Origin of the sequence: Curtobacterium flaccumfaciens (genome assembly GCF_004361695.1) — a bacterium.
In the GTDB taxonomy this organism is placed as follows: Bacteria; Actinomycetota; Actinomycetes; order Actinomycetales; family Microbacteriaceae; genus Curtobacterium; species Curtobacterium flaccumfaciens_B.
In genome coordinates this window covers 88,167-100,011 of the sequence record NZ_SNVW01000006.1, presented here as the reverse complement: position 1 = coordinate 100,011, position 11,845 = coordinate 88,167, and the positions used below count along the sequence as shown (strand labels likewise).

The following is an 11,845-nucleotide window of genomic DNA, read 5'->3' as shown; positions in this document are numbered from 1 at the left end:
TCCTGCGGGCCAGCGCCGGTGGCCGATCGGCCATCGTGGTTCACGCCGCGGGTCGATGACGCGGGGCGCGCGATCCGGTGCAATGAGATCGTGGCACCTGTAGCGCTCCTCGGACGACTCCGTCGCTTCCCGGTCTCCGTCGCCGTGACCGTGGCGGCGGTCGCGCTCGTCGTGACCGCTCGGATGGCCCACGCCGAACCGGACTTCCCGCACCACCCGCCCGTCGCCTGCCTGGCGTTGGCCGCCGTGGCGCTGACGACCGTCCTCGCCGAACGCTCCCTCGGCTCGGTCCGGACGCTCGTGATCGGCATCCTGGCACCGACGCTCGGCGTGCTCGGGACCCTGCTCACCGTGACCATCGGCTCGGCGCTCGGCGAGGCCCACGCGGAGTTCGCGGTCGGCCAGCCGCTCTTCGCCCCGTCGATCGTCGCCGCGGCGCTCCTCGGTGCCGCCTCCGCGGCGATGCCGGCGCAGCACCGGTGGCGGACGCGTGCGGCCCTCTGGACCGTCGTGCTCACGCTGGTGCTCTTCGCCGGTCACGGGTCGGACCTGGCACGTGCCCTGGCGACCCTGCTCGGGACCGCAGCCGGCGCGTTCGTCGTGCGCCGCGCCTCCCGTCCGGATCCACGCGCCACCCGCGACACCGTCAGCGCACGCACCTGGGTCGTTGCGACGCTCATCGCCCTCGGCGCGGGCACCCTGGTGACCCTCGTCGTGCCGGACCCGGACGGCGTGCTCTCGCTCTTCGCCGACGCCATGAGCGACCGCGCCGTCGTGGTCGTCGGGCTGCTCCTGCTCGCATCGGCGTGGCTCGTGCAGCGCGGACGGCGGGCCGGGATCGTCCTGGCCGTGGGCGTGCTCATCACGCTGACCGCCGTGCTGGCCGACGTGTTCCTCATCGAGCCGATGACCGACGACGCCGTGCAGTGGCAGGGTCTCGGGCTCGACGCGATCGAGTGGCAGGTCACGCTGCTCGGCGCGTGGCTCGTACCCGCCGTCGTCCTGCTCGTGGTGATCGCCCTGCGCGGCACGCTCGTCCGCGCCCGGTTCCGCGCGGCCGGCGGCTCACGGGACGACCTGGTCGGGATGCTCCGCGACGGCGACGCCGGCACGCTCGGGCACATGGGCACCTGGCGCGGGAACGCCACCTGGACGCACCCGGGCGGCCTCGGTGCCGTGGCCTACCGCGTCCGCGGCGAGGTCGCACTCACCGTCTCGGACCCGGCGTGCGCCGCAGCCGACCGTGCCGAGGTCGTGGCCGCGTTCACCGCCTTCTGCGAGCGCAACGGCTGGGTGCCGGCATTCACGAGCGTGCACGAACCGGTGCGCGAGATCCTCGCGGCCGAGGGGTGGACGGCGCTGCCCGTCGGCGTCGAGTCGGTGCTCGACGTCCGCACGTTCGACCTGCGCGGCAAGAAGCGGCAGGACCTGCGGACGGCCTCGAACCGCGCCGACCGCGAGGGCGTCCGCGACGAGTGGACGACCTTCGCAGCGCTCGGCGACGACCACCGTGCCGAGGTCGAGGCGATCTGCACCCGGTGGGCCGCCGACCGACGGCTGCCGGAGATGGGCTTCACGCTCGGCGGCTTCCGCGAGCTCGACGACCCCGACGTGCGGCTCCTGCTCGCCGTCGCAGCGGACGGGCACGTGACCGCGGTCACCAGCTGGCTCCCCGTGTACGAGCACGGCACGCTGACCGGCTACACGCTCGACGTGATGCGCCGCGGCGAGGACGGCATGCCCGGCGTGATCGAGTTCCTCATCGCCCGGACCGCCCTCCGCGCCCGCGACGCCGGGCTGACCACGATCAGCCTGTCCGGGACGCCGCTCGCCGCGCACGCCGGCGCCGGTTCGCTCGTCACACGGGGGTCGCTCCTCGTCGCCCGGGTGCTCGAGCCCGTGTACGGGTTCCGGTCGCTGCAGCGCTTCAAGGAGAAGTTCGGCGCCCGCCACGAGCCGCTCTGGCTCGTGGTGCCCACGCCGCTGCACGTGCCGAGGGTCGCGCGGGCGCTGGCGAGTGCGTACGTGCCGGGGCTCCGGCCGAAGCACCTCTGGGCGCTCCGGCAGGCGCACCGAGCGGCGGCCGACCGCGCCGTGGTCCGCTCGTGAGTCCCACGGAGTGGTTGCTCGCGACGCAGCTGCAGGCGCCGTCGAAGCTGGTGCCGGCCGACGCCGCGTTCGCGGTGCTCGGCCTCGTGGTGCTCCTACCGGCGCTGCGGCGCGTGCGCGACCGGAGTGCCTGGCGCTCCGTCGGTCTGCGGGCCGCGGTCGCCGCGGGATCGGCCGTCGCGGTGCTCGTGGTGTGCTGGGTCCTCAGTGACGTGCTCAACGTGTTCGGGGTCGCGCTGAGTCCCGTGACGCGGATGTGGGTCGCGGTCGCCGCCGCTGCCCTCGGGCTGGCGGTCACCGGCATCGTGCAGGGCGGTCGCTGGCGCCGGGTGCTCGCCGCCGTGCTCGTCCCCGCCGCACTGCTCGTGCCGGCACTCGGCGTGAACGTCGAGTTCGCCAAGTACCCGACGCTCGGCACCGTGGTGCAGACCAACCCGTACCCGGCGCTCGACCTCGCCGCCGCCCCCGCCGCCACGCTGCCCGCCGTCGGCGAGGTCCGCACCGTCGACGTGCCGGGCACACGATCGGGCTTCCCGGCACGTCCCGCCGTCGTCTACCTGCCGCCCGCCGCGCTCGTGCGGGACCCCGCTCCGCTGCCCGTCGTGCTCGCCTTCTCCGGCCAACCCGGGGCACCGAGCGACATGTTCACCGCCGGGCAGATGGGCACCGTCCTCGACGCCTACGCCGCCGCGCACCACGGTCGGGCGCCGATCGTGGTCTCGGTCGACCAGCTCTCCGCGCCCGGACGGAACACGATGTGCGTGGACTCACGACTGGGGAACGCGGCGACGTACGTCACCGAGGACGTCCCCCGCTGGCTCACCTCGCACCTGCCGGTGACCACCGACCGTCGGGCCTGGGGACTCGTCGGGTTCTCGCAGGGTGCGACCTGCGCCATGCAGTTCGTCACCGGCGCCCCCGACCGCTACGGGGCGGCGCTCGCGATCTCGAGCGAGCTGCAGCCGATCGACCAGAACCCCCGGCACAGCGCGGACCAGGCGTTCGGTGGCTCGGTCGCGGCCTGGAAGCGAGCCGCGCCGATCGCGCAGATGCGGGCGAACGGGCTCCACGGGGACGCGCTGTGGCTCACCGCGGGGTCGGCGGACAAGGAGTTCAGCGAGAACGCGCGCACCCTCGGGGCGGCCGCGAAGCGGGCCGGGGCGGCGACCACGATCGCGTTCGCCCCGGGGAGCGGGCACGACTGGAACACCGTGCAGTGGTCGATGCGCGAGGAGCTGCCGCACGAGGCCGACGTGCTGTTCGGGGCGCTGCGGTGAGGCACTTCGTCGTCGGTGTGGTCGCGTTCGTCGCGGTGCTGCTGCTGAGCCTCGGACCGGTCGTGCTCGTGCCGCTCGCCGGACTGCTCCTGGGGCTCTGCGCCGTCACCGCCGGGGCGATGCCGAGTGGTCCGGGAACGCCGGGAGCGCCGTCCTCAGGCGTTGGCGACGAGCCAGGCCCGCTGCGTCCGTGACAGCGCTCGGTCTGCCCAGACCTGACGCTCGACGCCGTCCGGCAGCGTCGACGACGTCGCGCCCTGCCACACGAGCGAGAGCCCGACACGGTCGAGCACCGCGGCCGACGCCGGGTTGTTCGTCAGCACCCGGCCGGTGACCGGGACCTCGGGCGCGACGTCGCGCGCAGCGGCGAGGGCAGCGCGAGCGATCTCCGTCGCGTAGCCGTTCCCCCACGCCGAGGGCGCCAGCCGGTACCCGAGGTTCCAGACACCGACGGCCGTCATGTCGACGCCGCCGACGCCGAGGAACGCGTGGTCCGCAGCCGAGCGCACGGCCCACGAACCGAGGCCGTGCCGGGCACGCCCACCGATCTTGCGCTGCACCAGGTCGACGGTCGAGGCCCGCACCGTGTGCCGCCCCGCGGGCAGGTGGGTCCACGTGCGCGCGTCGGAGAACACCGCGTGCACGTCGTCGATGTCGGCGGGGGTGAGCGGGGTGAGCAGGAGGCGATCCGTTCGGATCTCCTGCGAGGGCATCAGGAGCTGGTGGACCATGGGGAGATCATCCCGCCGCCCACCGACATCCGGGTGAACACCGCGCGACGAGTGCGGGCATGGTGCGGACCTCCGCACCGGGGGACTTTTTCATTCCTCGGCGACTTTCACTGCACAGTGAAAAGGTGCCGATGGCTGAAAAGGCCATCGGGGCGGCGCGCCGGGTCTGAGTTTCACGGCGGTCGCCGCGGGCAGCCCGCTCGCCCCCGGCACGCTGGCGCTCGACGCTGTCCTGGCCGTGCGGCTCTTCGCCGCCGGCCTCGCCGGCGCCGCGGCGACGCAGGACGGCTAGTCGAGCAGGAGCGCGGGCTCCTCGAGCACCGACGCCACGTCGTGCACGAAGCGCGACGCCACGTCACCGTCGACGACCCGGTGGTCGAACGACGCACCGATCGTCGTCACCATGCGCGAGCGCACCTCGCCGTCGACGACCCACGGCTTCGCCTTGATGGTGCCCATCGCGACGATCGCGACCTCGCCGGGGTTGAGGATCGGGGTCCCGGTGTCCATGCCGAACACGCCGATGTTCGTGATCGACACCGTGCCGTTCGCCATCTGCTTCGGCGTCGTCTTGCCGTCACGGGCCGTCAGGGTCAGCTCCTCGAGCGCCTGCGCCAGCTCGAGCAGCGACATGTCCTGCGCGTCCTTGATGTTCGGCACGATGAGCCCGCGCGGGGTCGCCGCGGCGATGCCGAGGTTCACGAAGTGGTGGACGATGATCTCGCGGTCGGTCCAGGTCGAGTTCACCGAGCGGTTCCGGCGGACGGCCCAGATGACGGCCTTCGCGACGATGAGGAGCGGTGAGACCTTGACGCCGGCGAACGTCGGCGAGGACTTCAGGCGCTTGACGAACTCCATCGTGCGGGTCGCGTCGACGTCGACGAAGAGCGACACGTGCGGTGCGGTGAACGCCGAGGTGGTCATCGCGGTCGCGATGGCCTTGCGGACGCCCTTGACGGGGATCGTCTCGCTGCGGACGTCGCCCCACTCCGGCGTCTCGATGTTGCGGAAGACGCTGGCCTGCTTGGCGTGCCGGATGACGTCGTCGCGGGTGACCTCGCCCGCGAACCCGGTCGCCACGATCTCGGTCAGCTCGACGCCGAGGTCCTTCGCGAGCTTCCGGATCGGCGGCTTCGCCAGGACGTTCGTGGCGACGCTCTGCTTGCGCGCGGGTGCGGAGCCCTGCGCGGTGATCGCCTCGGCGGTGCTGTCCTCGCCCGGGTCGACGGCGGCTTCCGCTGCCGCCGCGGCGTCCACACTGGAGGCGCGGCTCGCCTCGGCCGCGAGTGCTGCGGCCCGGCGCGCGCCCGGCTTGCGACGGGACGGGGACGAGGTCGCGGAGCCGTAGCCGACGAGGACGGCGCCGGAGGACTCGTCGGTCCCGACGACGGAGGCGTCGACGGCGACCGGCTGCACGGGGGCCGCCGCCGGGGCGGCGACGGGGGCCGGGGCGGCTGCAGCAGGAGCAGGAGCAGGAGCCGGAGCGGGAGCAGGCGGGGCTGCCGGGGTCTGCGCGACCGGGGCCGCGGGGGCGGCCTGGGCGGGCGGGGTGGCCGTGACCACGGGCGAGGTCGGGACGCTGTCGGCGACGGGGGTCGCGCCTCCCGGACCGCCGATCGCCGCACCGGACGCGACCGACGCGTCGGACTCGACCCGGATGATCGGCTTGCCGACCTCGACGGTGTCGCCCTCGGACACGAGCAGCCCGGTGACCTTGCCCGCGAACGGCGAGGGCAGCTCGACGAGGGACTTCGCCGTCTCGATCTCGACGAGCACCTGGTCGACCGTGATCTCGTCACCGATCGCGACGCGCCACTGCACGATCTCGGCCTCGGTCAGGCCTTCGCCCACGTCGGGCAGGGGGAATTCGGCGGCGGCCACTACGGCTCCTTCGCGGATCTGGACGGCTCGGTCAGTGGGGTCAGTATGCGAGGGCGCGGTCGACGGCCTCGAGGACGCGGTCGGCGTCCGGCAGGTGCAGGTGTTCCAGCTTCGACACCGGGAACGGGACGTCGAACCCGGAGACCCGCAACGGCGGCGCCTGCATCGTGTAGAACGCCCTCTCGGCGACCGTGGCGGCGATCTCGCTGCCGACGCTCACGAAGCCCGATGCCTCTTGCGCGATGACGAGCCGACCGGTCTTCCGGACCGAGGCGAGCAGCGGCTCCCAGTCGATCGGGGAGATCGACCGGAGGTCGATGACCTCGCAGCTGGTGCCCTCGGACTCGGCGAGCTCGGCCGCCTGCATGAGCGTCGCGACCATCGCGCCGTGCCCGACGAGGGTGACCTCGGTGCCGGTGCGGGCGACACGGGTGGTGTGCATCGGCACGTGGCCGTCGACGAGGTCGACCTGCCCCTTCGGCCAGTAGCGCGACTTCGGCTCGAGGAAGACGACCGGGTCCTTCGAGGCGATGGCCTCTTGGATCATCCAGTAGGCGTCGTTCGGCGTGCTCGGGCTCACCACGCGGAGGCCCGGCGTGTGCGCGAAGTAGGCCTCCGGCGACTCCTGGTGGTGCTCCACGGCACCGATGTGCCCGCCGTAGGGGATGCGGATGACGACCGGCAGCGACATGTGCGCCGGCAGTCGGTTCGCCATCTTCGCGAGCTGCGAGGTGATCTGGTCGAAGCCCGGCCAGACGAAGCCGTCGAACTGGATCTCGACGACCGGGCGGTAGCCGCGCAGGGCGAGGCCGATCGCGGTGCCGATGATGCCGGCCTCGGCGAGCGGGGTGTCCCGCACGCGCTCGGGGCCGAACCGGTCCTGCAGGCCCTCGGTGATGCGGAAGACACCGCCGAGCTGGCCGATGTCCTCGCCCATCAGCAGGACCTTGTCGTCCGCCTGCATCGCGGCGGCGAGCCCGGCGTTGAGCGCCTTCGCCATCGTCAGGGTCGGGGTGGGGTCGCTCGGGACCTCGCCGGCGCCCGGGTGGGAGCGCAGCGTGTAGTCGAAGAGCTGCTCGGTGGTGCTCATGCGTGGGCGCCCCCTTCGTAGCCGGCCTCGTAGCGTTCCAGCCAGGCCTTCTGCTCGGCGATCAGCGGGTGCGGTTCGCGGTAGACGTTGTCGAACATGACGTCGACGGACGGCGGCGTGAGCGCGACCGTGCGGCGGCGGACGTCGGCGGCGATGTCCTCGCCCTCTTCGTCGAACGCGGCGAACTGCTCGTCCGTGACGCCCTTCGAGCGGAGGTACGCGGCCGAACGGACGATGGGGTCGCGGCGGACCCAGTCCTCGAGCTCCCCCTCGGCGCGGTAGCGGCTCGGGTCGTCGGAGCTGGTGTGCGCGCCGATGCGGTAGGTGTCCGCCTCGATGAACGCCGGACCCTTGCCGCTGCGGGCGTGGTCGGTCGCCACGACCGAGGCCGTGTACGACGCCAGGATGTCGTTGCCGTCGATGAGGACACTCGGGATGCCGAAGCCGCGCGGGCGGTCGACGAGCGGCGTCGGCGACTGCACGGACACCGGGACCGAGATGGCCCAGTGGTTGTTCTGCAGGAAGAACACGACGGGTGCCTGGGTGGAGGCCGAGAATACGAACGCCTCGTTCACGTCGCCCTGGCTGCTCGCGCCGTCGCCGAAGTAGACGATGGAGCAGGCGTCGCGGTCCGGGTCGCCCGTACCGACGTCGCCGTCGAGCTTCTGGCCGAGTGCGTACCCCGTGGCGTGCAGGGTCTGCGAGCCGATCACGAGCGTCGAGATGTGGGTGTTGCCACGCTGGTCCGGGTCCCAGCCGCCGTGCGTCTGGCCGCGGTACATCGCGATGATCTCCATCGGCTCGACACCGCGGTGCATCGTGACGGCGTGTTCGCGGTACGAGGGGAACACGTGGTCCTGCGCACGGAGGGCGAAGGCCGAACCCGTCTGGGCGGCTTCCTGTCCGTGGCTCGGGACCCAGAGGCCGAGCTGTCCGGTTCGCTGGAGGTTGTGACCGGCGTGGTCGAACCGACGGGTGAGGACCATGCGGCGGTGCATCGCCAGCAGGGTCTCGTCCGGGATCGCCCGCGCGGCGGCGGCGAACTCGGCGTTCTCGTCGGTCTCCACGAACCGGCCCTCGGTGTCGAGGAGCCGGACGGTGGTCGTCGCGGGGGCCGCGGCGCGGAATGACATGCGGGCCAGCGTAGCGGCAGCGACTACCCCGCTGCCTGGAGGTCCCCCACAAGTGCACGGGCGGTTTCGAGGAGCGTTTCCACAGCCTCGTGCTCGCCGATCGAGATGCGGATCCCCTCGGGCGCGAAGGCCCGGACGATGATGCCGGCGCGCTCGAACGCCTCGGCCGCGACCGCCGTACCCGCGCCCGTCGGCAGCCAGACGAAGTTGCCCTGCGCCTCCGGCACGGCCCATCCCTGCTCCCGCAGCGCCGCGACGATCCGGTCGCGGAGCGCAGCGAGTTCGGCGACCCGCTCGAGCAGCTCGGCCTCGCGCTCGAGGCTCGCGAGCGCCGCCGCCTGGCCCTGGGCCGTCACCGACAGCGGGATCGCGCAGGCACGTACGGCGTCGAGCACGTACGCCGGGCCGAGGGCGTACCCGACGCGGAGTCCAGCGAGCCCGTAGGCCTTCGAAAAGGTGCGGAGGACGACGAGGTTCGGGTAGCGCTCGAGCAGCGCGGCACCGCGGACGGCCGTCGGGTCGGTCACGAACTCGGCGTACGCCTCGTCGAGGACGACCAGCACCGAGGACGGCACCGCCTCCATGAACGCCTCGAACTCGGGCCCGGTCACGATCGGCCCGGTCGGGTTGTTCGGCGTGCAGACGATCACCATGCGGGTCCGGTCGGTCACCGCGGCGGCCATCGCGTCGAGGTCGTGCCCGCCGTCCGGGCGGTTCGGCACCTGCACGCTCGTGGCGCCGGCGACCGTGACGACGCCGGGGTAGGCCTCGAAGGACCGCCAGGCGTAGACGATCTCGTCGCCCGGGCCGGACGTGGCCTTCGCGAGCTCGTGCAGGATCGCGACGCTGCCGGGGGCGACGTGGACCTCGTCGACGGTGAGGCCGAAGCGGTTCGCGAGCACGGCGCGGACGGCGAGGGCGGTGGCGTCGGGGTACCGGTTGAACGCGGTCTGCGCCTGCACGGCCTCGACGACACCGGGGAGCGGCGGGAAGGGGTTCTCGTTGCTCGACAGCTTGAAGGCGTCGGCGGCCGCCTGGCGTCCCTGCTTGTAGGCGGGGAGGACGGCGATCTCGGGCCGGATGTGCACGCGCGCGTCAGTCACGGGACCAGGCTACCGGCGGGGAGGACCGCGATGCCGTGCCCTCCCCAGCGCCGGAGGGCATCATGGGGGCATGCGATTCCTCGTCCGCCTCGTCGTCAACGCCGTTGCGCTCTGGCTCACCACGCTCATCGTGAGCGGCGTCTCCGTCACCCCGTTCGGCGACGGCGGCACCCTCGCCACCGTGCTGACCTACCTGCTCGTGGCGTTCGTGTTCGGTCTCGTGAACGCGGTCATCGGCACGCTCATCCGGATCGTGGCGTTCCCGCTCTACATCCTGACCCTCGGACTCATCTCGTTCGTCGTCAACGCGATCCTGCTGCTCATCGTCGCCGGCATCTCCGACGCCTTCGGGTTCGGCCTGAACGTCGAGTCCTTCGGCTGGGGCATCGTCGGCGCCTTCGTGCTCGCCGTCCTCGCCTGGCTGATCGGGCTCTTCACCCGCCCGGTGCTCAACCGTCAGCGCGCGTGACGCGAGCCGACGACGCGTCCGGCACCGCGCCTCCAGACCGCACCACCGACGCGACCACCGACGCGACGACCGTCGCGGACGTCCCCGTGCTGCGCCATGATGTCCCCATGACCACGGACGCCGGCGCCCCGTTCCGCGTCTCGTTCGTCTGCAGCGGCAACATCTGCCGCTCCCCCATGGCCGGCATCGTGTTCGCGCAGCTCGCCGCCGACGCCGGCATGGCGGAGCGCTTCCAGGTCGAGTCCGCGGGCACCGGCGACTGGCACGTCGGCGAACCCGCCGACGAGCGCACGATCGCGGCACTCGCGGCACGCGGATACGATGGGAGCAGGCATCGCGCCCGTCAGTTCGACCCGGACCGGTTCCCGGACCTCGACCTGGTGGTCGCACTCGACCGCTCCCACGAACGCATCCTGCGCTCGTGGGCCCCGACCATGGACGACGCCGCGAAGGTGACGCTCCTGTTGCGGTACGACGACGCCTGGCCCCAGCAGACCGACGTACCGGATCCGTACTACGCGGACCGGCACGAGTTCGACCGAGTGCTCTCGACCGTCGAACGGGCCTGCCGGGCGCTCTTCCGCCAACTCGAGCCGGCAGTCCGTCAGGGAGCCCCATGACCCCCCTTCCCCCGCAGCCGATCAGCCCGCTCGACGGGCGGTACTACCCGATCGTGCACACGGTGGGCGAGCACCTCTCCGAGGCCGGCCTCAACCGCGCGCGCATCGTGGTCGAGGTCGAGTGGCTCATCTTCCTGACCGACCACGCGATGTTCACCACGTCGCCGCTCAGCGTCGACGACAAGGCCGCACTCCGCCGGGTCGTCGAGACCTTCGGGCAGGACCAGATCGCCGAACTCGCCGAGATCGAGGCGACGACCCGCCACGACGTCAAGGCGGTCGAGTACTTCGTCCGTCGCCGGCTGTCGGAGCTCGGGCTCGACGCGATCGCCGAGCTCACCCACTTCGCCGCGACGAGCGAGGACGTCAACAACCTGTCGTACGCGCTCACCGTGCGCGACACCGTCGAGCAGGTCTGGCTCCCGGCGTTCAAGGCCGTGCTCACGGTGCTGCGCGCCATGGCCGACGAGCTGAAGAGCGTCCCGATGCTCTCCCACACGCACGGCCAGCCCGCGACCCCGACCACGCTCGGCAAGGAGCTCGCGGTGGTCGTCTACCGCCTCGAGCGCGTCCTGGCGCAGATCGAGGGCGGCGAGTACCTCGGCAAGTTCTCCGGCGCGACCGGCACCTTCTCGGCGCACCTCGCCGCCGACCCCGAGGCCGACTGGCCCGCGCTCTCCCGCGAGTTCGTCGACGGCCTCGGCCTGACGTGGAACCCGCTGACGACGCAGATCGAGTCGCACGACTGGCAGGCCGAGCTGTACGACCGGGTCCGCCACGCGAACCGGATCCTGCACAACCTGGCGACGGACGTCTGGACCTACATCTCGATGGGGTACTTCACGCAGATCCCCGTCGCGGGTGCCACCGGCTCGTCGACGATGCCGCACAAGATCAACCCGATCCGCTTCGAGAACGCCGAGGCGAACCTCGAGATCTCGTCGGCGCTGTTCTCCACGCTGTCCGAGACCCTCGTGACCAGCCGGCTGCAGCGCGACCTCACCGACTCCACCACGCAGCGGAACATCGGCGTCGCGTTCGGGCACTCGCTGCTCGCGCTCGACAACCTCCGCCGCGGACTGGGCGAGGTCTCGGTGAACGAGACCCGGCTCGCCGAGGACCTCGACCACAACTGGGAGGTGCTCGCCGAGGCCATCCAGACGGTCATCCGCGCCGAGGTCACCGCCGGGCAGTCGAACATCGAGGACCCGTACGCGATGCTCAAGGAGCTCACGCGCGGCAAGCGCATCGGGCAGGCGGATCTCGTCGCGTTCGTGAACGGCCTGGACATCTCGTCCGGGGCGAAGGCGCGGCTGACGAACCTGACGCCGGCGACCTACACGGGGCTGGCCGACGAGCTGGTCGACCACCTCGACGTCTGAGCCCGCGCGGACCCCCTGAACGGGGGTCGCGTCGGACGGACAGGAGTTCG

10 protein-coding genes are annotated in these 11,845 nt (G+C 72.3%); 5 read left to right on the top strand and 5 right to left on the bottom strand.

The window, feature by feature from the left end:
- Window positions 1–90 precede the first annotated feature (90 nt).
- Both EDF64_RS10390 and EDF64_RS10385 read left to right on the top strand, forming a co-directional pair.
- Entirely contained in the window at window positions 91–2,109 is a 2,019-nt protein-coding gene (locus EDF64_RS10390; RefSeq protein ID WP_133519918.1) for a bifunctional lysylphosphatidylglycerol flippase/synthetase MprF, read from the top strand.
- A complete protein-coding gene (locus EDF64_RS10385; protein ID WP_133519917.1) occupies window positions 2,106–3,386 on the top strand; it encodes an alpha/beta hydrolase in 1,281 nt (426 codons plus the stop codon). Before EDF64_RS10390 ends, EDF64_RS10385 begins: the two co-directional genes overlap by 4 nt.
- Window positions 3,387–3,541: 155 nt before the next feature.
- Here EDF64_RS10385 and EDF64_RS10380 read toward each other — a convergent pair whose 3' ends face one another.
- From EDF64_RS10380 to EDF64_RS10360, 5 genes are all read right to left on the bottom strand, one after another.
- Window positions 3,542–4,117 (bottom strand): GNAT family N-acetyltransferase, encoded by a 576-nt coding sequence (locus EDF64_RS10380; RefSeq protein ID WP_133519916.1) that lies wholly within the window; start codon window positions 4,115–4,117, stop codon window positions 3,542–3,544.
- Window positions 4,118–4,405: 288 nt separating this feature from the next.
- A complete protein-coding gene (locus EDF64_RS10375; protein WP_133519915.1) occupies window positions 4,406–5,998 on the bottom strand; it encodes a dihydrolipoamide acetyltransferase family protein in 1,593 nt (530 codons plus the stop codon).
- Between the two features lie 40 nt (window positions 5,999–6,038).
- Window positions 6,039–6,998, bottom strand: coding sequence for an alpha-ketoacid dehydrogenase subunit beta (locus EDF64_RS10370; protein ID WP_133520013.1), 960 nt, complete (start codon window positions 6,996–6,998; stop codon window positions 6,039–6,041).
- Window positions 6,999–7,084: 86 nt separating this feature from the next.
- Window positions 7,085–8,221 (bottom strand): thiamine pyrophosphate-dependent enzyme, encoded by a 1,137-nt coding sequence (locus tag EDF64_RS10365; RefSeq protein WP_133519914.1) that lies wholly within the window; start codon window positions 8,219–8,221, stop codon window positions 7,085–7,087.
- 23 nt (window positions 8,222–8,244) lie between these two features.
- On the bottom strand, window positions 8,245–9,324 hold the full coding sequence (locus tag EDF64_RS10360) for a histidinol-phosphate transaminase (RefSeq protein ID WP_133519913.1): 1,080 nt from the start codon (window positions 9,322–9,324) through the stop codon (window positions 8,245–8,247).
- A gap of 70 nt (window positions 9,325–9,394) precedes the next feature.
- Here EDF64_RS10360 and EDF64_RS10355 point away from each other — a divergent pair, with 70 nt between their 5' ends.
- From EDF64_RS10355 to purB, 3 genes are all read left to right on the top strand, one after another.
- The gene (locus EDF64_RS10355) at window positions 9,395–9,793 is read left to right on the top strand and encodes a phage holin family protein (RefSeq protein WP_133519912.1); all 399 of its coding nucleotides are present in this window, start codon (window positions 9,395–9,397) and stop codon (window positions 9,791–9,793) included.
- Window positions 9,794–9,900: 107 nt separating this feature from the next.
- On the top strand, window positions 9,901–10,413 hold the full coding sequence (locus tag EDF64_RS10350) for a low molecular weight protein-tyrosine-phosphatase (protein WP_133520012.1): 513 nt from the start codon (window positions 9,901–9,903) through the stop codon (window positions 10,411–10,413).
- Window positions 10,410–11,795, top strand: a complete 1,386-nt coding sequence (purB, locus tag EDF64_RS10345) for an adenylosuccinate lyase (protein ID WP_133519911.1) — start codon at window positions 10,410–10,412, stop codon at window positions 11,793–11,795. The genes EDF64_RS10350 and purB overlap by 4 nt, the downstream gene beginning before the upstream one ends.
- Window positions 11,796–11,845: the final 50 nt, after the last annotated feature.

What these genes read in the sequence shown, in the direction of transcription:
- EDF64_RS10350 (WP_133520012.1), top strand. Translation starts at nt 9,901, where the DNA reads ATGACCACGGACGCCGGCGCCCCGTTCCGCGTCTCGTTCGTCTGCAGC.
- EDF64_RS10380 (WP_133519916.1), bottom strand. Translation starts at nt 4,117, where the DNA reads ATGGTCCACCAGCTCCTGATGCCCTCGCAGGAGATCCGAACGGATCGC.
- purB (WP_133519911.1), top strand. Translation starts at nt 10,410, where the DNA reads ATGACCCCCCTTCCCCCGCAGCCGATCAGCCCGCTCGACGGGCGGTAC.
- EDF64_RS10355 (WP_133519912.1), top strand. Translation starts at nt 9,395, where the DNA reads ATGCGATTCCTCGTCCGCCTCGTCGTCAACGCCGTTGCGCTCTGGCTC.
- EDF64_RS10365 (WP_133519914.1), bottom strand. Translation starts at nt 8,221, where the DNA reads ATGTCATTCCGCGCCGCGGCCCCCGCGACGACCACCGTCCGGCTCCTC.
- EDF64_RS10370 (WP_133520013.1), bottom strand. Translation starts at nt 6,998, where the DNA reads ATGGCGAAGGCGCTCAACGCCGGGCTCGCCGCCGCGATGCAGGCGGAC.